Origin of the sequence: Janthinobacterium saanense (assembly GCF_014200675.1) — a bacterium.
Taxonomy (GTDB): Bacteria; Pseudomonadota; Gammaproteobacteria; order Burkholderiales; family Burkholderiaceae_D; genus Janthinobacterium.
This window is the reverse complement of sequence record NZ_JACHCI010000019.1, coordinates 40,723-65,145: the sequence shown is the minus strand read 5'-3', so window position 1 is coordinate 65,145 and position 24,423 is coordinate 40,723. Positions and strand designations below refer to the sequence as shown.

The 24,423-nt window shown below is 60.8% G+C and carries 22 protein-coding genes; 11 read left to right on the top strand and 11 right to left on the bottom strand.

What is annotated here, in order from left to right:
- The 3 genes from HDE72_RS21800 to HDE72_RS21790 all read left to right on the top strand — a co-directional run bounded on the left by HDE72_RS21800 (position 1) and on the right by HDE72_RS21790 (position 2,823).
- Entirely contained in the window at positions 1-414 is a 414-nt protein-coding gene (locus HDE72_RS21800) for a MerR family transcriptional regulator (RefSeq protein WP_183745566.1), read from the top strand.
- Positions 415-600: 186 nt separating this feature from the next.
- Positions 601-1,233 (top strand): response regulator, encoded by a 633-nt coding sequence (locus HDE72_RS21795; RefSeq protein ID WP_183745563.1) that lies wholly within the window; start codon positions 601-603, stop codon positions 1,231-1,233.
- Between the two features lie 156 nt (positions 1,234-1,389).
- Positions 1,390-2,823, top strand: a complete 1,434-nt coding sequence (locus HDE72_RS21790; RefSeq protein ID WP_183745560.1) for a sensor histidine kinase — start codon at positions 1,390-1,392, stop codon at positions 2,821-2,823.
- 79 nt (positions 2,824-2,902) lie between these two features.
- Here HDE72_RS21790 and HDE72_RS21785 read toward each other — a convergent pair whose 3' ends face one another.
- The gene (locus HDE72_RS21785) at positions 2,903-3,712 is read right to left on the bottom strand and encodes a Crp/Fnr family transcriptional regulator (protein WP_183745557.1); all 810 of its coding nucleotides are present in this window, start codon (positions 3,710-3,712) and stop codon (positions 2,903-2,905) included.
- Positions 3,713-3,914: 202 nt separating this feature from the next.
- Entirely contained in the window at positions 3,915-5,960 is a 2,046-nt protein-coding gene (locus HDE72_RS21780; RefSeq protein ID WP_183745554.1) for a methyl-accepting chemotaxis protein, read from the bottom strand.
- Between the two features lie 213 nt (positions 5,961-6,173).
- On the opposite strand from HDE72_RS21780, the gene HDE72_RS21775 reads away from it, so the two are divergent.
- A complete protein-coding gene (locus HDE72_RS21775) occupies positions 6,174-7,832 on the top strand; it encodes a peptide chain release factor 3 (protein ID WP_183745762.1) in 1,659 nt (552 codons plus the stop codon).
- 2 nt (positions 7,833-7,834) lie between these two features.
- Here HDE72_RS21775 and HDE72_RS21770 read toward each other — a convergent pair whose 3' ends face one another.
- On the bottom strand, positions 7,835-9,766 hold the full coding sequence (locus HDE72_RS21770) for a putative bifunctional diguanylate cyclase/phosphodiesterase (protein ID WP_260176857.1): 1,932 nt from the start codon (positions 9,764-9,766) through the stop codon (positions 7,835-7,837).
- A gap of 47 nt (positions 9,767-9,813) precedes the next feature.
- Positions 9,814-10,008 (bottom strand): hypothetical protein, encoded by a 195-nt coding sequence (locus HDE72_RS21765; RefSeq protein ID WP_183745551.1) that lies wholly within the window; start codon positions 10,006-10,008, stop codon positions 9,814-9,816.
- Between the two features lie 209 nt (positions 10,009-10,217).
- On the opposite strand from HDE72_RS21765, the gene rnk reads away from it, so the two are divergent.
- Positions 10,218-10,625 (top strand): nucleoside diphosphate kinase regulator, encoded by a 408-nt coding sequence (gene rnk, locus HDE72_RS21760; RefSeq protein WP_183745548.1) that lies wholly within the window; start codon positions 10,218-10,220, stop codon positions 10,623-10,625.
- A gap of 38 nt (positions 10,626-10,663) precedes the next feature.
- Here rnk and HDE72_RS21755 read toward each other — a convergent pair whose 3' ends face one another.
- From HDE72_RS21755 to HDE72_RS21735, 5 genes are all read right to left on the bottom strand, one after another.
- Positions 10,664-11,686 carry a transporter gene (locus HDE72_RS21755; RefSeq protein WP_183745756.1) on the bottom strand — a complete coding sequence of 341 codons (1,023 nt, stop codon included), beginning with the start codon at positions 11,684-11,686 and terminating at the stop codon, positions 10,664-10,666.
- Between the two features lie 140 nt (positions 11,687-11,826).
- Entirely contained in the window at positions 11,827-12,696 is an 870-nt protein-coding gene (locus tag HDE72_RS21750) for an oxidoreductase (protein WP_183745545.1), read from the bottom strand.
- Between the two features lie 16 nt (positions 12,697-12,712).
- Complete coding sequence (locus HDE72_RS21745; RefSeq protein ID WP_183745542.1) at positions 12,713-13,978, bottom strand: MFS transporter; 1,266 nt, start codon at positions 13,976-13,978, stop codon at positions 12,713-12,715.
- A gap of 111 nt (positions 13,979-14,089) precedes the next feature.
- On the bottom strand, positions 14,090-14,818 hold the full coding sequence (locus HDE72_RS21740; RefSeq protein ID WP_183745539.1) for an SDR family NAD(P)-dependent oxidoreductase: 729 nt from the start codon (positions 14,816-14,818) through the stop codon (positions 14,090-14,092).
- A gap of 165 nt (positions 14,819-14,983) precedes the next feature.
- Complete coding sequence (locus tag HDE72_RS21735; RefSeq protein WP_183745536.1) at positions 14,984-15,943, bottom strand: GlxA family transcriptional regulator; 960 nt, start codon at positions 15,941-15,943, stop codon at positions 14,984-14,986.
- A 108-nt stretch (positions 15,944-16,051) separates the two neighbouring features.
- Between HDE72_RS21735 and HDE72_RS21730 the strand changes: the two genes are divergently transcribed.
- The 4 genes from HDE72_RS21730 to HDE72_RS21715 all read left to right on the top strand — a co-directional run bounded on the left by HDE72_RS21730 (position 16,052) and on the right by HDE72_RS21715 (position 18,464).
- Entirely contained in the window at positions 16,052-16,357 is a 306-nt protein-coding gene (locus HDE72_RS21730) for a putative quinol monooxygenase (protein ID WP_183745753.1), read from the top strand.
- An 85-nt stretch (positions 16,358-16,442) separates the two neighbouring features.
- Positions 16,443-17,057 carry a hypothetical protein gene (locus HDE72_RS21725; RefSeq protein WP_183745534.1) on the top strand — a complete coding sequence of 205 codons (615 nt, stop codon included), beginning with the start codon at positions 16,443-16,445 and terminating at the stop codon, positions 17,055-17,057.
- Positions 17,058-17,076: 19 nt separating this feature from the next.
- The gene (locus tag HDE72_RS21720) at positions 17,077-17,670 is read left to right on the top strand and encodes a cytochrome b/b6 domain-containing protein (RefSeq protein ID WP_260176855.1); all 594 of its coding nucleotides are present in this window, start codon (positions 17,077-17,079) and stop codon (positions 17,668-17,670) included.
- A gap of 5 nt (positions 17,671-17,675) precedes the next feature.
- On the top strand, positions 17,676-18,464 hold the full coding sequence (locus HDE72_RS21715) for a molybdopterin-dependent oxidoreductase (protein ID WP_183745528.1): 789 nt from the start codon (positions 17,676-17,678) through the stop codon (positions 18,462-18,464).
- Positions 18,465-18,537: 73 nt separating this feature from the next.
- On the opposite strand, the gene HDE72_RS21710 is transcribed toward HDE72_RS21715, so the two are convergent.
- A complete protein-coding gene (locus HDE72_RS21710) occupies positions 18,538-19,122 on the bottom strand; it encodes a YXWGXW repeat-containing protein (RefSeq protein ID WP_260176854.1) in 585 nt (194 codons plus the stop codon).
- Positions 19,123-19,251: 129 nt separating this feature from the next.
- On the bottom strand, positions 19,252-19,509 hold the full coding sequence (locus tag HDE72_RS21705; protein WP_183745525.1) for a hypothetical protein: 258 nt from the start codon (positions 19,507-19,509) through the stop codon (positions 19,252-19,254).
- A 324-nt stretch (positions 19,510-19,833) separates the two neighbouring features.
- Between HDE72_RS21705 and HDE72_RS21700 the strand changes: the two genes are divergently transcribed.
- The gene (locus HDE72_RS21700) at positions 19,834-22,047 is read left to right on the top strand and encodes a hypothetical protein (protein WP_183745522.1); all 2,214 of its coding nucleotides are present in this window, start codon (positions 19,834-19,836) and stop codon (positions 22,045-22,047) included.
- A 19-nt stretch (positions 22,048-22,066) separates the two neighbouring features.
- Entirely contained in the window at positions 22,067-24,349 is a 2,283-nt protein-coding gene (locus HDE72_RS21695) for a bifunctional serine/threonine-protein kinase/formylglycine-generating enzyme family protein (RefSeq protein WP_183745520.1), read from the top strand.
- The last annotated feature ends 74 nt before the right edge of the window (positions 24,350-24,423 follow it).

Here is a 24,423-nt window from a genome sequence, read left to right as displayed (position 1 = left end):
ATGAACGAGCGCATCAGTAAAACCGAGTTGATCGTTTTGCCGCCCATCCCGGCCAAGCGCTATTTCACGATCGGCGAGGTCAGCGAATTGTGCGGTGTCAAACCGCATGTGCTGCGTTACTGGGAGCAGGAATTTTCCCAGCTCAAACCCGTCAAACGACGAGGTAACCGCCGTTATTATCAGCACCATGAAGTGCTGCTGATACGGCGTATCCGTGAATTGCTGTATGAGCAAGGTTTTACCATCAGCGGTGCGCGCAACAAACTCGACAGCCGTGGTGCGGTGCATCTGCCACTGGATGAGGATGTGCTGCAGCCCGCCTTGCCCGTGATAGCTGCCACGCCGCAAGAGGCGCCCTTGGATCGCGCCTGGATACGCGAGGAATTAATCGCGATTTTAAACTTGCTAAAATAAGATTTGCACCAATATAGCAGTACTACTGCTTTTTTGACTAAAATGCGATGACGCCCAGCCGATATCGTGCGGCGTGCCGTGTTTTAAATATAATGTTAATGTTGCGTTTTTGTCAGTGACGCTGAGCCAGTGCTGTGTTCAGGCACCGGTAGTCTTTCCCAGGCCAGGAAAATATAAGGGGAAACAATGATACGCGTTGCCATTTGTGATGACCACCAAATAGTACGAGCTGGATTCAAGCAGATTTTTTCGTCCTCAGACGATTTTAGTGTCGTGGCGGAAGCCGGTACGGGGCGCGAAGCGCTCGATATCGCCCGCCGCGAGATATGCGATGTGCTGTTGCTCGATATAGCCATGCCCGATCAGAGCGGCATCGATACCTTGCGCACGATACGCCAGGGCCAGCCCGAATTGCCCGTGTTGATACTGAGCGGCTATCCCGCCCAGCAATACGCGCTCAATCTGTTCAAGATGGGCGCTAACGGCTATCTGAACAAGGAGTGCGAGGCGGACGAGCTGATGACGGCCGTGCGCACCGTGTTCCAGGGACGCCGCTATGTCAGCTCCACCGTGGGCGAATTGCTGGCGCAATCGTTCGACCGCGACACGACGGCGGCCCTGCATACGGAGCTGTCGGACCGCGAATTCCAGGTCTTTCTGCGGCTGGCGCGCGGCGCCACCGTGTCCGATATCGGTGTGGCCTTGTCGCTGAGCATCAAGACGGTCAGCACTTACCGCACCCGCATCATGGAAAAAATGGGCTTGCAATCGAACAGCGACTTGACCTATTACGCAATGAAAAACAATTTGCTTGACTAGCCGGGCGGTGCGATCATGCAGCCATGATCGCCCAACTGTCCGCTACGTCAGGCACAATCTTGATGTTGTGCGGTGCTGCAGTGTGTGGCGCGGACTATAATTGGCCGGCGCTGGTCTTGCTTCCTGCGCCGAATCTTGCTAAGGATGCACATCAGGATGTACTTCACCGTTGAACCGGCCCCGAATCAGCCCTTGCCTCTGTACAAGACGATCCTTTGCGTCACCTGTGCATTGCTGCTGATACTCAATGGTTTCAGTCTTTACCATAACCTGGAATCCTTGAAGGGCACGAATGCCTTGCTGACCAAGAGCGCGCGCGTCGCCGACCGCCTGGAATACCTCAATGTCCTGGTACTCGATACCGAGAGCAGCTTGCGCGGCTATTACATTTCCGGCTCGGAAACCTATCTGGGGCCGTCGAAGACGGTCAACGCCGAAATTGAAAACGAATTCAATGAGTTGCAAACCCTGCTGGCGTCCAGCCCCAGCCAGCTGAAAAACCTGGCCCAGCTCAAGAGCCTGATCCGACGCAAGATGTCGATGCTGCAACAGTCGATCGAAGTCTACCGGCAGGGCGGCCTGGCCGATATCGTCAATATCTCGCGCGTGACCGACGAACGCTCCACCATGGATGAAATCCGTTTGCAGGTGGTGATCATGACGCGTGAACAGAACGAGGCACTGGCCGCCGGTAGTGCCGCGTTTTACCATGAGTACCAGAAAGCCGTGATGCTGGGCATCGGTATCAATGCGCTGGCCATCCTGGTGCTGGTGATGTTTTACCAACTGGTGCGGCGCAGCTTCCAGAACCGCACCGCAGTGGAGTTTGCGCTGCAAAACGCCAATGACACCCTGGAATCGACCGTCAACAAGCGTACCGAGCAATTATCCGTGCTGTCGCGGCATTTGATCAGCGTCAATGAAGTGGAAAAGGCAAGGCTGGCGCGCGAACTGCACGATGAGCTGGGCGCCAACCTGACCTCCATCAGCATGGACCTGGGCGCCGTCACGCAGCAATTGACGCATACGGCGCCCGAGCTGGCCGCGCAATTGCGTCGCGCCAAGGCGACTCTGCTGGAAACGGTGGAGCTGAAGCGCCGCATCGTCGAGGATCTACGCCCCAGTTTGCTCGACAACCTGGGCTTGTGTGCCGCCATCGAGAGCTATTGCGAAGATTTTGCGCGCATGAGCCAGGTGCGCTGTGACACGGATGTGGCCATCAATATCGATAACCGCGAAGCGACCTTGACGATTGCGCTGTTCCGTATCGTGCAGGAATCGCTGACCAATATCCTGAAATATGCACGCGCCGGCATGGTCAGCGTGACCCTGAAGCGCAATGAACGCGGTTTGGTGCTGCGCGTGGTCGACGACGGTATCGGGATTGCCGAAGATGCGCTGCAAAAGCCGATGTCGCATGGCTTGCTGGGCATGCGCGAACGGGCCTTGCTGCTGGGTGGAACCCTGACCGTGCGGCCTGGGCCGAATGGCAAGGGCACTTGCGTGGAGGCATTGATTCCGATGGCTTTGGCGCCAGAGCAGTCTGGTGCGGAGGAAGTTGCCTACGCTGGCGAGAAACTCGACGCCTAGCATTGCATCAGCAACAATAAGCGCCCATAAAAAATGGCCGGGCATGATGCCCGGCCATTTTTTTGTGGACTGAAGCTGTTTAGCAGCGCGCCACGTCGCGCAGCAAGCGGTCGTATTCTGTCTTCGCCACTTTGTAGCATTCGCCGGCGTAGGCTTCCAGGCCCAGGCGGTCGAGTACCGTGATATTGCCACGGCGATAGTGTATCAAGCCTTCTTCCTGCAGCTTGCCGGCGGCGGCCGTGATGCTTTCGCGGCGCACGCCCAGCATGATGGAAATGAGTTCCTGGGTGACTTTCAATTCATTCGATGGCGAGCGGTCCAGACGGTCGAGCAGCCAGCGGCACAGTTTTTGTTCTATCGAGCTGTGGCGGCCGCCCACGGCGTTTTGCGCCATCTGGGCAAACAGGGCATTGGTGTAGCGCATCAGCAGTTGCGGCAGCGCGCCGCCTTCATTGAAGGCATCGCGCAGGCATTGCGTTTTTAAACGGTAGCCGTAGCCGGCGCTTTGCACCACGGCCGTGCACATGGCCCGTTCGCCCACCACCAGCGAGGCGCCCACCACGCCTTCATGGCCGACTACGGCGATTTCGGTGGTGGCGCCGTCTTCCATCACATACAGCAGCGAGACGATGGCGGTGGTCGGGAAGTAGCTGTAGTCGAGGTGATTGCCGTAAGCGTAGAGTTCTTTGCCGAATGGTAGTTCCACCAGTTCCAGGTGTTCAAACAGCGATTCGAGCGCGGCGCGGGGCAGGGCGGCCAGCAACTCATTTTGTTGTGCGCTACTGAGGCTAACCCGCGACGCAAGCTTGATTTCCCGGCCAGCCGCTGGCATTACATGCGGCAGCAACTGGTTTTTCTGGAGCGGAGCGCTAAGTTGGGTATGGTTCATATAATTCCTCACAGGCTTTTTTACATCGGAGTGCGATGGCTGCGCTGCTGGTCATGGATTTTTTGCCAGGCTTATCGCGCAGATCACGATGTAGTTACTTTAAAAGCTTATGTCATTGGCGAACATAAGATTAGCAGTCGCCATTTTGTAGTCTCTATTGAGGCAGAATTGTAGTCCCAGTCCTACGTTGGTTCTATAGACATCAAGCCTTGCGCCGTTGTACGTGGTTTTGTGATATGACGCGCGGCTTGTTGGCGCTCCAGGAACCGGCCTGGCGCACGCTGGGCAAGCTGGCGCGCGGGGCGGTGGACTCGGCTTGCGCTGCCTCTTCCAGGCGGAAGCGGCTGACGGCCTGCGTCAGCGCGTCGCCCTCTTCATGCAGGCGCTGCGAACCGATGCGCGCTTCTTCGACCAGGGCCGCGTTCTGGCGCGTCATGTCGTCGATCTGCGCCAGCGCGCCATTGATCTGGGTGATTTCGCCATTCTGTTCGGCGCCGGCGCTGCTGATGCGGGCGATCACCAGCGCCACCTGCTGCACCGCCTCGACTACTTGCCGCATGGTGCTGCCGGCCGCGTTCACCAGCTCGCCACCCGCGTCCACCGTGGCCACCGAATCGCCGATCAGGCGCTTGATTTCCAGCGCCGCCTCGTTCGAGCGCTGCGCCAGGCTGCGTACTTCGGCCGCTACCACGGCGAAACCGCGTCCCTGCTCGCCGGCCCGCGCCGCCTCCACGGCGGCATTCAGGGCCAGGATATTGGTCTGGAAGGCGATGCCGTTGATGACGCCGATGATGTCGACGATCTTGTGCGAGCTGGCCTTGATCGAGGCCATGGTGTCGACCACGGCGGTGACGGTCTCGCCGCCGCACCGCGCCACGTCGGCAGCCGAGGCGACCAAGGTGCTGCCCTGGGCGAGGTGGGCTTCGTTGCGGCCTACGGTCGCCGTCAGTTCGCGCATCGAGTCCACGGTAGCGCCCAGCGCCTCGGACTGGGTGGCGGTGTGGCCGGACAAAGCCTGGTTGCCTTGCGCCATGTCGGCGCCAGCGGCCGCGATGACGGCGGCGCCGCTGCGGATTTCCTGTACCAGGGTGGCCAGGCTACGCGTCATGGCGCCAAAGTCGCGCACCAGGTCGCCGATTTCATCGCGTGCAGCGCTATCGATGCGCTGCGACAAATCACCGGCTGCTGCCGCGCCCACGGCCAGGCGCAATTGCGCCACGTCGCGGGAGAACGAGGCGTAGAAGCCGGCGCATAGATAAGCGGCAATCGCCAGCACCAGCAGCATGGCGGCCAGGATCAGCGCGCGCCTGGCCTGGTCGCGGGCGATGCGTTCGGCCAGCACGGCTTGCAGCGCATTGCCCGAAGCCGTCGCCAGCGCGTACAGGCCATCGATGGCTTGCATGCCCGCCTTGTGGAAGGCCGGCCCCGAGCTCTGGTCGTAGGAATTGGTGACTTCATTTTTCGTGCGCTCCAAAAAGGCCAGCGCCACCGGCAGCGCTTTCAGCGCCGGTTCCAGCGGCGCGCGCAGCGTGGGCTGGCTGCTGCTGATTTCATCGTAGCGGGCCGGCAAGCGTTCCAGTTCATGGCGGGCGATCTGGGCGGTGGCGTTGACCAGCTGGTCTTCGTTGGCTTCAAACAAGCCCGTGTCGATATAGGCGCCGCCCCGGCCGGCGATGTCGGACAGGCTTTCGGCCAGGTCGGGCAGGGTGCCGATGATGACATTGCTCAAGTGGCCCGCGCCCGCTTCGCCATCGAGGCCCAGGTGCGAGCGGTCGGCCACCAGTTGCACCAGCTTGCCGGCCTGGCGTATCAGCGCCGTGTGGGTGCTATAACTTTCCTTGGCGCCCAGGCTGGCCTGGCCCGCCAGCAGCGCCTGCCATTGCTTGAGCAGCTCAGCCACCTGCGGCAGGCCGGCCCCCGAGGGCGATGCTTGCAGGGTTTGCAAGGCGGTGCTGATCTTCGCGTTGAGCGCCGTCGCTGGGCCATCGACTGCGCGCTTTATGCTCAGGCGCAAATGTTCTTCGCCGCGCCGGCGCTGCAGCAAATGCGTGGTTTCCTGCAACTGCTGCACATAACTGACGCCCCGCTGCGCCTGCTGTGCCTGCGACAATGACTTGCCCAGCTCGGCAATCAGCAAGCTCGTCACCAGCGCCAGCGGCAGCAGGAAGACCAGGCAGACGAGCATGAATTTGGGCAGCAGGCGCAATTGCTGCATGAGTCGGATGGCAGGCGTCAAAAGGATTTTCATCAGATTTCCAGGAAGGGTCACAATGTTTCTGCATTGCAATGTTGCCTGTGAATTGTGACACCTTGATGAAGTACTGATTTAACAATGTCGCAAAGGCAAGGCTGCCAGGGCGCAAGAGTGGAACAGTTCACACGGAATGCCCGGGAGTCTGTAAAATCGAGGGTTTTTTGCGAGGGCCATATCATGGTCACCAATATGGCCAACGAGAACGACATGACATCCGACGATACCATCGATAATGAACAGTCACCGGCAGCGGCGACCAGCAGCAAGGCGCCCGCCGTGATCGCGCGTGAAGTACAGCGCCGCCGCACTTTCGGCATCATTTCCCACCCGGATGCGGGCAAGACCACCCTGACGGAAAAACTGCTGCTGTTCTCGGGCGCGATCCAGATGGCCGGTACCGTCAAGGCGCGTAAATCGGGCCGCCACGCGACCTCGGACTGGATGGAGATCGAGAAGCAGCGCGGCATTTCCGTGGCTTCCTCGGTGATGCAGTTCGAATTTCGCGACCACGTCGTCAACCTGCTCGACACGCCAGGCCACCAGGACTTCTCGGAAGATACCTACCGCGTGCTGACGGCTGTCGACTCGGCGCTGATGGTGATCGATGCGGCTAAGGGCGTGGAAGCGCAGACGATCAAGCTGCTGGCGGTGTGCCGCATGCGCAATACGCCCATCGTCACCTTCATGAACAAGATGGACCGCGAGACGCGCGATCCGCTGGAACTGCTCGACGAACTCGAATCGGTGCTGAAGATCCAGTGCGCGCCTGTCACCTGGCCTATCGGCATGGGCAAGAACTTCCGCGGCGTGTATCACCTGATCAACGACGAGATCATGCTGTTCAAGGCCGGCGAAGAAAAAGCCGACGGCGCTTTTGAAATCATCAAGGGTATCGACAACCCGCGCCTGCAAGAGATGTTCCCGCTGGAGATGGATCAATTGCGCATGGAAGTCGAACTGGTGCATGGCGCTTCGCATCCATTCAAGCTGGAAGAATTCCTGTCCGGCGTGCAGACGCCGGTGTTTTTCGGTTCGGCCATCAACAACTTTGGCGTGCGCGAGATTCTGTCGGCGCTGGTCGACTGGGCGCCTGCGCCGCGTGAACGCGATGCCACCGTGCGCGCCGTGGCGCCGGCCGAACAGCCGTTCACCGGCTTCGTGTTCAAGATCCAGGCGAATATGGACCCGGCCCACCGCGACCGCATCGCCTTCTTGCGCGTGTGTTCGGGACGTTTCGAGCGCGGCATGAAGGTCAAGCATTTGCGCCTGGGCCGCGAGATCAAGGTGTCGAACGTGGTGACCTTCATGGCGTCCTCGCGCGAACAGGTGGAAGAAGCGTACGCAGGCGACATCATCGGCTTGCCCAACCACGGTAACATGCAGATCGGCGACAGTTTTTCCGAAGGCGAGATGCTGACGTTTACCGGCATCCCGTACTTTGCGCCAGACTTCTTCCGTTCGGTGCGCATCCGTAACCCCTTGAAAATCAAGCAATTGCACAAAGGCTTGCAGCAGTTGGGCGAAGAGGGCGCGGTACAGGTCTTCAAGCCGGTGCTGGGTGGCGAGCTGGTACTGGGCGCCGTCGGTGTGCTGCAGTTTGAAGTAGTCGCCAGCCGTCTGCTCAACGAATATGGCGTCGACGCCGTGTTCGAAGGCACCAGCATCAGCAGCGCCCGCTGGGTCAGCTGCGACGACAAGCGCATCCTGCAGGACTTCGAAAACGCGCTGGGCCACAACGTGGCCTACGATGCGGCCGGCAACATGGCTTACCTGGCCACGTCGGGCGTGAACCTGCGTTTGACGGAAGAGCGCTGGCCCAAGCTGAAGTTCCACGCCACGCGTGAACACTCGGCCAAGTTAGCCTGATTCTAGGCCTGCAAAGCGGTGCGGCTGCTCCAGTCGCGCCGCTCCAGCAGCAGCGCCGTCAACTGCGCCGCCGTCATCGGGCGCGCGAAGAAAAAGCCCTGCGCATTGTCGCAGCCGGCCTTTCTTAAAAACTCCACTTGCCGCAGGGTTTCCACGCCTTCGGCCACCACTTTCAACTTCAGGCTGTGCGCCATGGCGATGATGGCCGTGACGATGGCTTCGCCGTCGCCGGGCAGGTCGTGCACGAAGCTGCGGTCGATTTTCAGCTGGTCGATCGGCAGGCGCTTCAGGTAAGACATCGAGGAATAGCCGGTGCCGAAATCGTCGATCGACAGGTGGATGCCGGTTTCCTGCAGCCGCTGCATCAGTTCCACATTGGTCTGCACATTGTCCATCATGACGCCTTCCGTGATTTCCAGCTCCAGCAAGCCATGCGGCAGCTGCGTTTCGTGCAGGATGGCGCGGATGTCGTTCATCAGTTCTGCATCGCGCGCCTGGCAGGCGGACAGGTTGACGGCCACGTGTTCCAGGGTGTCGAGCAAGCCCGCCTTGTGCCAGGCGGCTGCTTGCCGGCAGGCGCTGTGCAGCACCCAGCGGCCCAGTTCGACGATGATGCCGCTTTCCTCGGCGACGGGGATGAATTCGCCGGGACTGACATCGCCCATTTCGCTGCAGCGCCAGCGTATCAGCGCTTCCACGCCGACGATGCGGCCGCTGCGCAAATCGATTTGCGGCTGGTAATGCAAGAACAGGTCGCCGTCCTGCAAGGCCTTGCGCAGGTTCGCTTCCACGCGCAGGCGGCGCTGGGCGCGCAGTGCCATGTCGGACTGGAAGATGGCGTAGCGGTTCTTGCCCCGTTGCTTGGCGTGATACATGGCCGTATCGGCGTTGCGCGTCAGGGTCGCCGCATCGCGCGCGTCGAATGGATACAGGCTGACCCCGATGCTGGCGCCCAGGTATGACTGGTGGCCATCGAGCGTGAACGGCGTGGCCAGCATGGACAGGATCTTGCGCGCCACGCTGGCCAGCTCCAGGGCGTCGTCGGCCGGTTCGATGATGACCACGAATTCGTCGCCGCCCATGCGGCAGATGATGTCGGTGGTGCGCAGGATGTGGACCAGGCGCCCGGCCACCAGTTTGAGCAGCTGGTCGCCGTGATGGTGGCCGAGGGTGTCGTTGACGACCTTGAAGTTATCCAGGTCCAGCAGCAGCAAGCCCACGCTGCTGTCCTGGCGGTCGGCGCGTGCCAGCGCATACGCCAGCGCATCGTTGAATTCATGCCGGTTTGGTAGCGCGGTGACGGGATCGACATGGGCCAGGTAGTGAAAATGGTTTTCCGCCTGTTCGGCGGCGGCGCGCGTGCGGCGCACCATCAGCAAGGTGATGCCGAATGCGCACAGGCCGATGGCCAGCGTGAAGGCGGCAAATTGCGCCAGGCTGCGGTAGAGCGGCGCCAGGCTGGTTCGCAGCAGCAGTGCGCCGCCGCCCGGCAGCGGCTTCAACATGCTCGCGCTGCCGGCCAGCCCATCCGTGTGCATGCCGGCTTGCGGTGCTGCGGGCGTGGCCTCGGCGCTGCTGCGCGCGTAGCGGGCGTAGGGCAGGCCATTCTGGCTGTAAATCAGCGCCTGTTCGATGTCGGGCGCGGCGGCCAGCGGCGCCAGCACCTGTTCGGCGCCCAGGTGGCTGGACTGGCGCAGCGCCTGGCTGGCGGCAGGCGCCAGCATGTCGGCTTGCACCGTCAGCTCGCGCCGCAGCTCCGCGTGCAGCGCCACGGCCTGGAACAGTATCAGCGACAGGCTGGCGGCCAGCAGCGTGGCGCCGGCGAGCAGCAGGTTTTGTCTGGCGACCCGGTCGCCACGCCACGGCGCCATCCTGTCGTGACCTTCTCGGGACGGCGTGCCGCCGCCTGGTTCGATATGGGCTTGCCCTGCCATGTTGTCATTCCAGTTTGGTGTCACCGTCGTGAGGCCTCAAGTTTCTGTCACCACGGCACAAAAATTTTAGACATATCTTTTAAATAATATTCACTGGCAATTCTAATCTCTTTTGTTTTGCCTGTTTTTTCTTGTGTCAAGACATGCCTCCAGTAAATAAAATCGGCAGCTAGCGTCAGGGAAATAGCGCCTCGGGCCGCATACTCCGGCTTTATTTTCATTTTCTGTGTCAATCGCATCATGCAAGTCATTGATTCTAATAAATATTAAGAATGAATAGGCAAACACTATGGCCTTGCCCGGCGAGTTCGTCCATAATCCTTCGACAATGGGCGTTCTGATACCCATTGTTTTGCCGTGTGCGCCTTGACGCCCGCAAAACCGGACGCCGCTTGAATTGTCTTTGAATCGCGGCTACATCGCGGTGTAAATATTGATTAGTGAGGATATCTTGGAAAAGAAACCAAAAATAACGTTGTCGTCACAAGACGTGGAACGACTGGAAACATTGTTGTATGCCTTGGGAAATAACTTGTCGCCCGACAAGGCCGCCTTGCTCGATGAGCTGGGGCGTGCCGACGTGCTGGAGCCGCAAGAGATTCCGCCGACCGTGGTGACGATGAATTCGACCGTGCGCTTCACGGTGGAAAACAGGGAAGAGTTTTGCCTGACCCTGGTGTACCCGAAAGACGTCGATGGCCAGGCCGACCGCATCTCCGTGCTGGCGCCAGTTGGCAGCGCATTGTTGGGATTATCGGTGGGCGACAGCATCGCCTGGCCGATGCCGGGCGGCGTGGTCAAGGTGAAGATCGAGGAAATCGTCTACCAGCCCGAGCGCGCTGGCGAATTCCACCGTTAAGCAAGAAGGGCGAACGGCGTTTGCCGTTCGCCGCATGCTCAATTATTCTTTTGTACGTGGGCGACCAGCCATCCCGCCGCCACCGTGAATGTCACGATGATGGCGACGATGATCCAGAAGCCTTGCGGATGCTGGGCCAGCGGGATGCCGCCCACGTTCATGCCCAGCATGCCGGCGATGATGTTGATCGGCAGGGCCAGCACCGTGACGATGGTCAGCACGAACAGGCTGCGGTTATTGCCCTCGTTGACGCTGGCGGCGATTTCTTCCTGCAGCAGCTTGATGCGCTCCTGCAGCGATGACATATCGCTCAGCACCACCGAAAATTCCTCTGTCGATTGGCGCAATTCCAGGCTATCGAGTTCCGAAATCCATGAAGGCGGCCGTTGCAGCAGGCGAAACAGGGCGGCCGGTTCAGGCGCCAGCAGGCGCTGCAGCCGCACCAGCACCCGCCGCATGGCGCCCAGGTCGCTGCGTTTGGGCGTCAAACGGCCAGACAATAAATGGTCTTCGATATCGTCGACGCGGGCCACCGCGTCGCGCACGATATTGACCAGCACATCGGCCTGGTCGCGCAGCAGATGGATCAGCAATTCCACCGACGAGCGTATCGGCTCGTGATTCTTGAGCACGGCCTGGCGCAAGCGCTCTATCGATTGCAGCGGTGCGCGGCGCGCCGTGATGACCAGGTTTTGCGCCACGCTGGACCACATGGTGGCGATGTCGGAGACCTCGAAGGAAAAATTGTGCACCACATCGTTGACCACCGCGATCAGGGTGTTTTCAGCCTGCTCGATGCGCGTCGAGCGTGAACCCTGGTGCAGGGTTTCATAGAATTCCGCGGCCAGGCTGGTATGCGTTTGCAGCCAGCGCTCGCAGGCCGCATGCGACAGGTTGAAATGCAGCCAGACGAATTCCTGGGGCGGGTGGCTCGCGTTGTTGTCCAGCCAGGCTTGCGCCGCGTTTGAATCGAGCGCCAGCGGCTGCGCCGTCCGGCCAAACAAAAAACCCCAGACCAGGCCTGAGGTATCGGAGCCGTAGGTAAAACCGGCAGTTTCCATCGCCATCGTGATTGACTTTCTGCGCAAAGCGTTCTTGCAGCAATTATATGACAGCCAGATGACAGGAAAATGACAAGGCCGCCCAGTGTGGCGGCCTTGTCACAATCGCGGGCGAGCAGGGCAACGAACAGCCATGCACCTCAGATCTGGTCTGCGGGAGGCAAATAATCCGTCGCTTGTGTCAGTGCCTCCCATTGATCCAGCTCGGCACTGAGCGCCTTGATGCGGGCACGTACCAGTGTCAAGGCGTCACTGCCCAGCAGCAACTGGCGTGGGGCCTGCTCTGCCGCCACAATAGCTAGCAAGACTTGGGCCGCTTTTTCGGGGTCGCCAGCCTGGATGCCGCTTTTTGCCTTGCGCGCATTGCGGATGGGCTCGAACAAATCGTCATAGTCGCTAATCTGGCGCTGGGTCCGCACCATGGAGCGTCCGGCCCAGTCAGTACGGAAGGAGCCCGGCGCCAGCGCAATGACCCGGATGCCGAATGGCGCGACTTCCTGCGCCAGCGAGGCGCTGATGCCTTCCAGCGCAAACTTGCTGCCACTGTAGTAAGCGATGCCCGGCAGCGCAGCCAGGCCCGCCATTGACGTAACATTGACGATGCAGCCGCTACGGCGCTGCCGCATTTGCGGCAAGACGGCCTTGATCATCGCTACCGGACCGTATACATTGACTGCAAACTGATGCTGCAACTCTTCCAATGGCGATTCTTCCAGCGTGCCTTCATGGCCGTAACCGGCATTGTTGACCAGCACATCAATCGGGCCCAGTGCCTGCTCCGCTTGCGCTAGCGCTGGCCCGATAGCCGCCAAGTCGCTGATATCGAGCAGCAGGGCATGGGCACGTCCGGCGCCCAGTTTTTCAAATTGCGCACCGTCACTATCCTGGCGCACGGTACCGATCACGGTATGGCCGGCTGCCAGGGCGGCGCGGGCAAACGCCAGGCCCAGGCCCGAGCTGACACCGGTGATCAGCCAGGTGCGCGATCCATCGTTGTGTTGCTTTTGCATACAGATACTCCCAGATTTATTGCAAGGGATGCAAAGCCGCCCGGGCTTTGTTCATCAACAGATAATTCAAGCCAGCACCTGCCAGCAGCAGCGCACTGGTGAGAAAAAATACGGAACGCATGCCGCTGGTGCCGCCCAGGGCGCCACCGAGTAGTGGGCCCAGCACCTGGCCTGCGTATTGCGACGATTGCGCATAACCGAGTACCTTGCCCAGCGCTTTTTCCGGTACTGATAGACGGATGACTTTGGCGATCGACGGTAGCAAGCCAGCCAGGGCCATGCCCATCAGGAAACGCAAGCCCACCAGTTGCCACCATTGCGTGACGAAAGCTTGTGGTATCAGCAAGCCCCCGGCTGCCAGCAAGCAATAAATAATCACTTTCCCGCCGCCGATACGGTCCGCCAGGCGTCCAAGACGTGCCGCCATCAGCAAGCTGCCCAGGGCAGACGCGGCCATCACGATGCCAGCGAACAGCACTACCTGGCTGCGGCCTACGCCGATTTCAGCCAGGTAGACAGTGATGATGGGTTCGATCGACATATTCGAAAACAGCACCAGCATCGCGGTAGCGAACATGGGGGCAACCACCAGCCACAAGGCACTGCCCAGCCTTACCGGTTCGGCGCGCCTTGCGCTTGCCGGCGCGGCCTGGAAGTCTTCGCGGACAAACACGATAGTGACCAGTGCAGCCAGCGCGATCACGCCGCCGCCGAGGAAAAAAGTCTGGCGTATGCCTATCAGGCCCGGTAACAGTCCACCGATCAAGGGACCGATCAGGCCGCCAGACAGAGAGCCGGTCGACAGTATGCCCAGTGCCCAGCCGGCCTGTTCGCGCGGCGTCTGGGTTGCCACCAGCACGGTCGCGGAAGACGCGTAGCCGCCAATCAAGCCTGCCGCCAGGCGCAGCAACACCAATTGCCACACATTGTGGGCCAGTCCTATCAATGGCATCAGCAAGGCCATGCCGACGGCTGCCCGTATCAGCATGGGCCGGCGCCCGTAGCGGTCGCTCAGATAACCCCATAATGGCGCTGTCAGGCCCGTGCCGAGGAATGTTGCGCCAAAGGCAATGCCGGACCAGACCACGATGGCGGCCTTGTCGTGCACGCCCAATTGCTCCACATAAATCGGCAAAAAGGGCAGTAGCAAGGTCAGGCTGACCAGGGTGGTAAACGAGCCAAACACGCAGATGGCCAGATTGCGCCGCCAATAAGCTGCGTTGCGTTGGGCATAACTATGACTGTCCGTTTTTGCCAGAGGACTGCTGGCGCTGCTGCTCATGCTCGACTTCCTCGGTGATTGATGTACCGTACTGACCGGATGGCCCGTGTGTATTACTGCAACGCACACGGGTTTCTGGCTAGTACTTTGCTTTCTACCTTGCCTGCTTGATTACCATTTGCCGTTATGTGCGCCACCGTCGACGCGCAATACTTCACCGGTGACTTGTTTCGCTTCCGTCAGATAGAGCACGGCGTCGGCGATGTCGGCCACGCTGGAAATCGTACCCATGGGGTGCAAGGACTTCAGGAAATCTTGCGGTACGCCATGCAGCAGCGGCGTGTCGACCGAGCCTGGCGCGACCACGTTGACGCGGATGCCATCCTTGGCAAATTCCGATGCCAGGCTACGGCTGATGGCTTCGATGCCACCCTTGGTGAACATCGGCACGGCCGCAGTCAGAGCGCTGTTCGGTGCTTCCACCAGGGTGCTGCTGATGCCGACGATGCTGCCGCCGCGCTGCTGGACCAGCATTTGCCTGATGACCAGCTGGCTGATGTAGAGATAGCCTTCCAGGTTGGTACGCACCAGGGCAGCGAAATCGTCCTTGCTATAGTCCAGGAAGGATTTGGCGATAAAGATGCCGGCGTTGTTGACCAGGCCATCGATGCCGCCAAATTTTTGTATCGCCGTCTGCACCACCGTGGCAGCCGTTGCCATGTCGGCGATATCGCCATCGACCAGCGCCAGCCGTTCCGATGGTACAAACGCGGCGCTCTTGCTGATGCTGCGCGAAGTGGCCACGACCTGATAGCCGCGCGCAAGGAAGGCTTCGACGACGCCTGCACCTATGCCTTGCGATGCGCCAGTAACGATGATGGTTTTTTGCTGCTGTGACATATTGAACTCCAGAGTAAGTGATTGCCTCAATTCGATCTCCATGGATCGGTCAGGCTTACTGTACGCTGGAGTAGCGGTGGAATAAATACAGACAGAGGATAATCAGTCGTTACACCATGTTATTAATGTGGGTGATTTCAAGTGAATACCAGTGTTGATTGTTAATTACGCGGCCCGTAATTCCCGTATGCCCTTGCCTATGCGCCGCCGCAGCAAGGTACGCAAGGTAACGCCATCGGCATAACCAACTTGCTCTGCGATGCGGTCAACGGCCAGTTTGCTGGTACGCAGCAGGTGCACCGCCCGTTCCACTCGTAAATCCTGGATATATTCAACCGGCGTTTTGCCGAAGACAGCATTGAGCCGGCGCGTCAGTGTGCGCTTGCTGGTGGCCAGGGCATCGGCCGCGTCATCGAGCGAAATCGGCATGCCCAGGTGTTCACGCACCCAGCGGTCGAAGCGCTCGACCAGCGGGTCGGCATGGGCAATGTGGTCCGAGATGGCATATACGGATTGCGACAGCCGCGTATCGTAGACCAGGTATTGGGCAACCAGCGTGGCCAGTTCGGGATTGCTGTTGCGTATCAGGCATAGCGCAAGGTCGAGGTGGCTCAGTGCCGCACCTGCCGTCAGTGCGCCGCCGCTGGGAACGATGATGCGATGGGCGTCGAGATGCACTTGCGGATAACGCTGGCGAAATAGCGCCGAGAGCCACCAGGTGGTGGTGGCTGCATGGCCGTTCAGCAAGCCGCTTTCCGCCAGTACAAAGGTACCGGTACAGGCTGCGGCAACGCTGGCGCCGGCGTTGTGCCAGGTACGCAAGGCAGCCATGGCGTCGATCACATCGTCACGCCCCAGCACCGGCAGCAAGGCTTCGGCATTCATATGGTTGAGTGCCGGCACGACTACCCAATCAGGCGCAGGGCCATCGTGTATCTCGCAGACGGGCACTTGCATGCCCATCGCTGTACGTACTTGCGGCCGCACGCCCACTATGCGTATGTCGAATGTCTCTGCAGCAATGCCCAGCGTGCTGGCCAGGCCGTTTGCCATGCTCAAGCTATCGAACACCGTGGTCAGACCTGTGTCGAATACGCCTTCGAGTGCAAGAATAAAAATGCGCATGGCTGGATCAATACCATAATTGTCGATTGCGACAATATACCGCAGCGCGAACTGTTCGTATAGTGCTCCCTACCGCATGTATCCACATGCACACAAAGGAGAACAATGATGATCAAGCATGCTTTATTTGTCCGTCTGGAAGCGAAACCGGGAAAAGAGCAGGCAGTGGCAGACTTCCTGCGCGCTGGCCTGGAACTGACGAATCGGGAAGCCGGTACGCCTGTCTGGTTCGCGCTTAAGTTGTCGGCGACGACGTTTGGCGTATTTGATGCTTTTGCCAGCGAGGAAGATCGTCAGGCGCATCTGCACGGCAGCATGGCGGCAGCCCTGATGGCGCGCGTCGAAGAGCTGCTGCTGCAGCCGCCTTCTATTGAAGCCCTTGATGTTCTCGCCATGAAGAATCAACTGGCCTGATACAGCCGTGCCTGTGTCATTTAGCAATATTGCCGCTACAAGGCGGCATCCCTGTTCAATTGTCTTGATATAAATGGAGTAACTCGTGTCGACTTATTACAAACTGGGCGCTTTGTGCGCCGCCATGGTGTTTTCGAGTGTGTCCTTTGCGCAAATGCCTGAAGCCAAGGTAGAGCGCGTACGGGGCGATATTGTGTCGTTCAAGGGCGATACATTAACCGTACACAGGAAGAGCGGGGACACCGTGACGGTGCATCTGAAACCTGCGTTGGGCGTGTCCGCTTTCATACCGGCCAAGATGTCCGATGCAAAAGTCGGCACTTACGTGGGCACGCCGGCGATGACGGGCAGCGATGGGAAGTTGACTGCGACTTCGATGATCGTCTTTCCCGAAGCGGCGCGCGGTACTGCCGAAGGGCATTTTGCCTATGATTTCGGGCCTCAGAGTACGATGACAAACGCCAGCATCGTCTCGATGGTGACAGGCGCCCATGGCCATGAACTCAATCTGTCCTACAAGGGCGGCAGCAGCAAGGTGACCGTGCCCGAAAACGTGCCTGTCGTGACGCCAGTGCCGGCCAGCAAGACAGATTTGACGGTGGGTAAAAAAGTGTTTGTGGTGGCCACGCCAGTAGCAAAAAACGCCTATGAGGCGCAGGTGCTGTTCGTTGAAAAAGACGGCGTCGTGCCGCAGTTCTGATTCCCATCGCGAGGCCGCCTTGAAGCATACAATCATACAGCCCGGCTGGGTCCGCATGACGCACTGGATGAATGCCTGCGCTGTCGGTTTGATGGCAAGTAGCGGCTGGCAGATTTATGATGCATCGCCGATTTTTCCGGCGCTGCATTTTTCTCCCGCCATCAGTCTGGGCGGCTGGCTGGGCGGCGCCTTGCAATGGCATTTTGCCGTGATGTGGGTATTGACGGCAAATTTCATGCTCTACATCGGACTCAATGTCATTTCCGGGCGCCTGCGGCGCAAACTGTTGCCGCTCAGCTTGCAGTCATTTTCCAGCGATATGCGCGCCGCGCTGCGCGGCAGGCTGGAGCATGCAGACCTCAGTAGCTACAATGCGCTGCAAAAAGTGGCTTATCTCATCGCCATCATGGATACCGCATTGCTGATCCTGTCGGGTCTGGCGATATGGAAATCGGTGCAACTGCCGCTGCTGCGCAGCCTGCTGGGTGGTTATAAGCAGGCGTGCATAGTGCATTTTGTGGCCATGAGTGTCTTGCTGGCATTTTTTACCGTGCATGTGATCATGGTGGCATTGGTGCCCAGGTCGCTGCTGTTGATGATACGGGGACGGTAAACATCATGCCTCATCAAAAAATCCTGCTCCCCGGCACGCCGATGTCCACACATGCCGCCGGCATTATCCAGGATGCACGCAAGCAATTGAAAGATCCGGCGCGCCGGCTGCTGGGCAAGCAAATCTTGAGCCTGGGCGGACTGGCCATGCTGTCGGGCTGCGATTTATCCAATGATCAATCTGTCAATAGCATGTTGCGCAAGATGTCGGCCTTCAATGACCAGGCGCAAGCCCTGTTATTTGATGCCCGGCAGATGGCGCCTGTTTATCCCGCTGCGATGATCACGCGGCCGTTTCCCTTCAACGCGTTTTACGGCATTGATGAGGTGCCCGACATCGATGCCGGCAATTACCGTTTGCGGATGAGTGGCCGGCTAAGCGGCAAACGGGTCTGGACACTGGAAGAGCTGCGGGCGCTACCACAGCAAAATCAAATCACGCGCCATATCTGCATCGAAGGGTGGAGCGCGATCGGCAGTTGGGGCGGCGTGCGCTTTGCCGATTTCCTGCAGTATGCGGGCGCCGACATGAGCGCAAAGTACGTGGCGCTGCACTGCGCAGACAATTACTGGACCAGCATCGATATGCCCACGGCACTGCATGCGCAGACCTTGCTGGCACTCAGCTATGACGGTGAGGTATTGCCGTCCAGATATGGTTTTCCCATGAAATTACGCATCCCAACCAAACTCGGCTACAAGAATCCCAAGCATATCGTGGCGATCAGCGTGACGAATGACTACCCCGGTGGTTACTGGGAAAACCAGGGCTATAACTGGTTTGGCGGATCTTGAGCGAAGCCTTGCAGATAGAGGCAGGGTCGGGCAAGCTTGGCAAGCTGGTCCGACCGAAGAGTACGCACTACTGTCAGCCGCGTGGCGACCAGCGACCTTCTTCCATGCGCCAGTGTCCGCCGCGCTGGTTCCACACCGGCGCCGCATACACATAGCCGGGGCGTTCGGCGATCCATACGCCTGGCGACCAGGCGTAGCTGCGGGCACGCCATTCCCAGTGGCCTGGCGCCCACACATAGCCATAGCGCGGATGCGGTGTGCGCTCAAAGCGCGGCGGTGGCGGGGCGACGGCGATTTCTTCGTAGACGACAGGTTGCGGCTGTACCGTCACCCAGCCGCCACGGTCCAGGCGCCAGCCATTGCCTTGCTGTACCCAGACGGGGCTGCGGTATTGGTTGCCACCCCGTTCGCGCACCCATACGCCGCCGTTCCAGACATGGTGGTGGCCATCCCAGTTCCAGTAGCCGGGCGCCCAGACATAACCGCGGCGCGGCGCCGGCACGCTTTCGAAGCGTGGCGGAGGAGGGGCGTTATTGACGACGATGCTGACGTCAACCCGGCTTTGCGCCATGGCTTGCGCAGGCAGGAAGGCGCAAGCGCTGATGGCAAGTACAGCTGCTGCGTAGACGGCGAGGGGTTGCGTGAGGCTTTTCATCATTTACTCCATTTCGGTGGTGGCATGAAATGGACTATAGCGATTTGCCCGCCGTAATTTCGTCTTTGAAGCAACTTATTACATCTGACACAATGCTTGCCAGCGATGTATCCGTTGCCGATACAAAAAGTCTTACAGCGTGTGCACAGCGGGCTTGGCCAGCAGCGCCTGGCGTTCCTGCATCAGCGAGATGTGTTTTTCCTGCGCTGTCATGCGCCTGGCGCTGATGGTGACGACAGGCATGGCGGCAGGGGAAGCGGCCTGGGCAATATTCGCAGGGCTGGCTGCTTGCGGCTGCATGAAACTCACGTAACTGGCCGAGCAGGCGATGGCCACGGCGACGGTGAAGATGATTTCCATGTTTTTCAGGGCGTTTTTCAGGGTTTTCATGATCGCTCCTTGCGGGTGGCGGGTGGGTATGGATGCACTGTAGGCCAGTGCCGCCCGTGGCGCCATGGACTTGTGACCAGCCGTGGTTTTGGCGGGATAGCCTGCAAAAAAACGGCGTTGAAACGCTTGCAAGGCTGACAAGTGGCGCCACCGTCCGAATTGAGGGCTAAATAGCCCTGTATCCGTACATATGAATGCAATTGCTGTATGGCATTATTTAAAGCTGCATGTCAAAGGTGCAAGGCGGTGTTTGACCGGCCAGCCTGCTAGAATCGGCATGGCAGCCTGGTCAGGTGGGCGTCACAATATCTTCGGGAGTCACACATGTTCCAACTGTTTGGTTTTGGCGGCGCCCGCTGTCCGCGCTGCGAACACAAGAACGGCGCTGCCGCCGGTTATTGCGCGCAATGCGGTTTGTCGCTGGGCGCGCCCGGCAGCGAGGCCGTGCTGCACGCCAACCAGTGGCGCCTGGCAGACGATCAGCTGGCGCTGTTTTTCGGCGTGCGCGAATTGTCTTCGCTGTTTGGCGCTGCGGCCAAGCGCTTGCAAGTGCCTGCCGAATCGCGCGCCTGGATCGTGCAGTCCGACGCTTTTAGCTTGATACCCGCTGGTGACTACGACAGCGCGGCCTTTTTTGCGCGCCTGCCGGCCCTGCTGCCGGCGCGCCCGGCCGAAGTGCTGATCGCGCGCGCGGATGCCTTGCCGCTCGAATTCGACTTGCCGGACCTGGCCAGCACGGAACTGCTGAGCATTGCCGCCAGCTTGCGTATCGATATCACGCTGGGCCAGCCCGACGCGTTCGCGCGCCAGTTCATGCGCGCGCCGGGCGCCGTCACGCGCGCCCATTTGCACGCCTTGCTGCTGCCGTCCGTGCGCCAGATCGCGCTGGAATTCACGGCCAGCCGCGCACTGGGCGAGATGGATGCCAACGCCGACCTGCGCCCGCAATTGAGTGAACGCCTGCAATCGTCATTGACGCAGCGCCTGGCCCAGTCGGGCCTGGCCGTGGCGCGCGTGGAAACGCTGGCTTTGCGCCACGACAAACGCGCTGGCAGCAATGATGGCGCTGCCACCATCGGCACCTTGTGGCTGGGTGGTGCGCCCGGGCACAGCGTGGAAGAGATGCAGCGGGCCGGCCAGCTGTACGACGAACAGGAATGGCAGCATATCCGCAGCGAAGAACAAAAGGCGCGCCATGCGCACCGCCGCGCCGAACTGCGGCAGGACGCGAGCGTGGAAGCGGCCGAGCTGGCGCACCAGCAGGCGGAGCGCCTGCAAGCGCTGCGCGGGCGTCAGATCGACCTGTATGGCCGCATCCTGGAAGCCAAATCGCGGCGCCATGCGCTCGACCATGGCGCAGCAGAAACGCTGGGCGAGCTGGAACAGGCCTTGGCGAAAAAGGGCGCGCAGCGCGCCGACGAGGCGGCGCACTGGGAACATGTGCGCGCGCTGGCCGCCATCAAGATGTGCAGCGAACTGGAATTGTCGCAGCTGAACGGGCGTGAGCAGATCCAGCTGGCGCAGCAGCGTTTTACGCACCAGGTGCATTTGCAGTCGATCGCGCAGCAGGTGGAAAGCGCGCTGCTGATCGATGACGAGGCGGGCCGCCGCGCGCAACTGGCGCGCTTGCGCCAGGCCGAGGCGGACGCCGCCCAGCGCGAAGCGCAGCTGGAGGCAGAGCAGCACAAGGCCGTCTGGCAAGGCGCCGTTCTGGCCAACGCGGCGCGCCAGCGCGAAGCGCAGCGGGTGCAGGAATGGGAAGAGCAGATGCAGCTGGCGCGCCAGCGCGAACTGCTGCGCGCCGAAGCGCACAAGGATGAAGCGGCCCAGGTGCAGGCGGCCGAAGTGGCGGAAAAAGTCGCAGCCCTGCGCCGTGGCGGCGCGCGCGAGGAAGCCATCGCGCAGCAGGAAAAACTGCTGCGTACTATCGAGGCGGACGGCGTGCATGCGCGCCAGCTGCAGCAGCAGGCGCACCTGGCGCAGCTCGACGCGCTGGCCGTCGAAGAACAGCGCCAGCAATTGCGCCAGCTGGAACACGAAGCGCAATGGCAGCGTGAACTGCTGGGCATGGCGCAGCAGCGCGACAGCGATTATGCGCGCTGGAAGGGGGAATACGAAGCCTTGCTGGCGCAGCAGGCGCATGCCGCCGAACTGGCGCGCATCGACATCGACCGGATTGAAAAAATCGGCACCCTGAGCGACACGGGCAAGGTGGCGATGGCGGCCGGGCCGAATGCGAGCGCGCTGGCGCAGGTGCTCAAGGCGCAGCTGCAGGCGGGCATGAGCGCCGAGCAGATCCACGCGCTGGCGGCGCTGGCGGCGGCCGAGAACAGTGTCGCGCCGCTGGACGCCATGCGCATGGTGCAAGACAGCGTGGCCCAGGAGCGCGCCTATCGTGACGGCCAGGCCGAGCGCGAACGGCGCCCGTTGCCGGACGTGGCCGCAATCACGGCGCGCTGCAAGAACGGCCATGCGCAGCGGACCGGCCACCCGGAAGACAAATTTTGCGCCAGCTGCGGCGTAGCCCTGCAGCCTTGAAGGAAGCCTTTCACCTGAGATGATGCAAAAAGCACGAGACAAACTGCGAGAACTGCGCGCCCTGCACGACGATGGGCTGCTCAGCGAGCAGGAATTTGAACACCGCAAGAACGCCATTCTCGACGCCGAGTACGCGCCGCCGGGTGGCGCGGCCGCGTCTGTACCTGTGCGCCTGGGCACGGAGCTGGGCTTCATGACAGGCCAGGAAATCGGCCCGCAAAACCGCCGCTACCGGCTTGAAAGGCTGATCGCCACGGGCGGCATGGGGCAGGTGTGGCAGGCAACCGACCTGGCCACGCATGCGGAACTGGGCAGCAGTGAAATGGTGGCCCTGAAGATTTTGCCGCCGCAACTGACGCAGAGCGCCACGCACGCCCGGCTGCTGATCGAGGAAGCCACGCAGGCAAGAAAACTCGCGCATGAAAACATCGTGCGCGTGTATGAATGGGCGCAGGACCCGGCCACGGCCAGTTATTTCATCATCATGGAATGCCTGGACGGCGAAGACCTGGAGCATTATCTGGCGCGCGAGGGACGGCTGCCGCTGGCGACCGTGCAGGAACTGCTGCATCCGGTGGCCGACGCCCTGTCGTATGCCTGGGAAAAACACAAGCTGGTGCACCGCGATATCAAGCCGGGGAATGTCTTCCTGACCGCCAGGGGCGACGTCAAGCTGCTCGATTACGGCATCGCTTCGCGCGTGCGCAATGCGGGCAGCAGCCTGGGACTGGAAACGCCGAACGCGGGTACGCAAGGTTATCGCCCGCCCGAGGCGGGCACGCACCAGCGCCAGCCCAGCCCGCGCCTGGACGTGTATGCAGTGGCGGTGATGATTTACCAGATGCTCGAAGGGCGCATGCCGTTTGACGATGCGCGCGCCGATGGCCATTTGCCGTCGGCACCGCAGGCGCTCAACGCGGCGCAATGGCAAGTGCTGCAGAATGGGTTTTCGCTGACGCCGGAACTGCGCCCGCAATCGGTGCAAGCCTTGCTGGAATCGCTGGAGCGGGCAGCCGGACCATCGCCCGAAGAACTGGCCGAACTGGCGCGCCAGGAGCAGTCGCGCCTGGTGGCGCAGCAAAAACAGGCCGCGCTGGCAGCCGAGGAAGCACGCAAAGAAGCGCGCCGGCGCGAAGAAGAACTGGAGCAGCGCCGCAAGGTGGAAGCCCAGGCAGCGGCCGTGGAAAAGCAGCGCCACGACAAGCTGCGCCGCGAACAGGAAGCGCAGCGGGCAATCGAGGCGGAAGAAGCGCGCAAGCTGCGCAAGGAAGCGCTGCGTGGCCAGTTGCGTGCGCGGCGCGAAGCCGATGCGGCCACCGCCCTGCAGGCGCACCAGGAATTGCAGCGCAAGGCGATCCAGGCGAAAGCGGAAGCGGCGTACCGCGCCGAGCAGGAACGGGCCCGCAAGGAGCAAGCCAAGCCAGTCAATCCTGCTGCCAGCGAAGCGCCGCCGCCGCAAGGCGCCGTGGTGGAGCCGTTGGTCAATGCCGAAGGCATGCTGCGCGATGATTTTCTCGATGGCTCGGGCCAGGGGCCGGAACTGGTGAGCATACCCAGCGGCCGTTTCCAGATGGGCGCGCACGAGACCGAACACCAGGTGGCCATCAAGGCGGGCTCGCAAAAGACCTGGCTGGAACGCGAAACGCCGCAGCACTGGGTGGGTATCACGCAGCCGTTCGCACTGGCCCGCCATCCGGTCAGCGTGGGCGAATGGCGCGCTTTCGTCAAGGCGACCGGCTGGGAAGGCGGCGCCGAAACGGACTGGGACAATCCGGGTTTCGTGCAAACCGATTTGCACCCGGTGGTGGGCGTCAGCTGGAAGGATGCACAGCTGTATATCGCCTGGCTGACGGAAAAAACCGGCCAGGCATATCGCTTGCCCAGCGAAGCGGAATGGGAATACGCCTGCCGCGCCGGCACGCGCACGCCCTTCAATGTGGGCGACACCATCAGCACCGAGCAAGCCAATTACGATGGCCTGTATGTCTACAACGGCGGCCCGCGCGGCAGCTACCGGGGCGGCACCAGCCCGCAGGGCGCATTTGCGCCGAATGCCTGGGGCTTGTACGACATGCATGGCAATGTATGGGAGTGGGTGCAGGACATCGTGCACGACAATTACGAGGGCGCGCCCGTCGATGGCAGCGCCTGGGAAGAGGGCGGCGACACCGGCCGGCGCATCTTGCGCGGCGGTTCATGGCTGTACCACCCGCGCTACCTGCGCTCGGCCCTGCGCAACGGTTTTTCCATCGTGCTGTCGAATGATATCGTGGGCTTTCGCGTGGCGCGCAGCCTGGATTAGTATCTTGTTTCCGGATACGGCTTGTTATCGGTCGATGCGCTGTTTCGCATCAAATAACACGGTTGCGGCAACAG

Excerpts from the sequence above, each read along its gene's own strand:
- HDE72_RS21740 (WP_183745539.1), bottom strand. The coding sequence starts at position 14,818 with ATGTCACAGCAGCAAAAAACCATCATCGTTACTGGCGCATCGCAAGGC.
- HDE72_RS21715 (WP_183745528.1), top strand. The coding sequence starts at position 17,676 with ATGCCTCATCAAAAAATCCTGCTCCCCGGCACGCCGATGTCCACACAT.
- HDE72_RS21755 (WP_183745756.1), bottom strand. The coding sequence starts at position 11,686 with ATGGAAACTGCCGGTTTTACCTACGGCTCCGATACCTCAGGCCTGGTC.
- HDE72_RS21705 (WP_183745525.1), bottom strand. The coding sequence starts at position 19,509 with ATGAAAACCCTGAAAAACGCCCTGAAAAACATGGAAATCATCTTCACC.
- HDE72_RS21750 (WP_183745545.1), bottom strand. The coding sequence starts at position 12,696 with ATGCAAAAGCAACACAACGATGGATCGCGCACCTGGCTGATCACCGGT.
- HDE72_RS21800 (WP_183745566.1), top strand. The coding sequence starts at position 1 with ATGAACGAGCGCATCAGTAAAACCGAGTTGATCGTTTTGCCGCCCATC.
- HDE72_RS21790 (WP_183745560.1), top strand. The coding sequence starts at position 1,390 with ATGTACTTCACCGTTGAACCGGCCCCGAATCAGCCCTTGCCTCTGTAC.
- HDE72_RS21765 (WP_183745551.1), bottom strand. The coding sequence starts at position 10,008 with ATGATGCGATTGACACAGAAAATGAAAATAAAGCCGGAGTATGCGGCC.
- HDE72_RS21775 (WP_183745762.1), top strand. The coding sequence starts at position 6,174 with ATGACATCCGACGATACCATCGATAATGAACAGTCACCGGCAGCGGCG.
- HDE72_RS21695 (WP_183745520.1), top strand. The coding sequence starts at position 22,067 with ATGATGCAAAAAGCACGAGACAAACTGCGAGAACTGCGCGCCCTGCAC.
- HDE72_RS21710 (WP_260176854.1), bottom strand. The coding sequence starts at position 19,122 with ATGATGAAAAGCCTCACGCAACCCCTCGCCGTCTACGCAGCAGCTGTA.
- HDE72_RS21745 (WP_183745542.1), bottom strand. The coding sequence starts at position 13,978 with ATGAGCAGCAGCGCCAGCAGTCCTCTGGCAAAAACGGACAGTCATAGT.
- HDE72_RS21735 (WP_183745536.1), bottom strand. The coding sequence starts at position 15,943 with ATGCGCATTTTTATTCTTGCACTCGAAGGCGTATTCGACACAGGTCTG.
- HDE72_RS21780 (WP_183745554.1), bottom strand. The coding sequence starts at position 5,960 with ATGAAAATCCTTTTGACGCCTGCCATCCGACTCATGCAGCAATTGCGC.
- HDE72_RS21770 (WP_260176857.1), bottom strand. The coding sequence starts at position 9,766 with ATGGCAGGGCAAGCCCATATCGAACCAGGCGGCGGCACGCCGTCCCGA.
- HDE72_RS21700 (WP_183745522.1), top strand. The coding sequence starts at position 19,834 with ATGTTCCAACTGTTTGGTTTTGGCGGCGCCCGCTGTCCGCGCTGCGAA.
- HDE72_RS21785 (WP_183745557.1), bottom strand. The coding sequence starts at position 3,712 with ATGAACCATACCCAACTTAGCGCTCCGCTCCAGAAAAACCAGTTGCTG.
- HDE72_RS21730 (WP_183745753.1), top strand. The coding sequence starts at position 16,052 with ATGATCAAGCATGCTTTATTTGTCCGTCTGGAAGCGAAACCGGGAAAA.
- HDE72_RS21795 (WP_183745563.1), top strand. The coding sequence starts at position 601 with ATGATACGCGTTGCCATTTGTGATGACCACCAAATAGTACGAGCTGGA.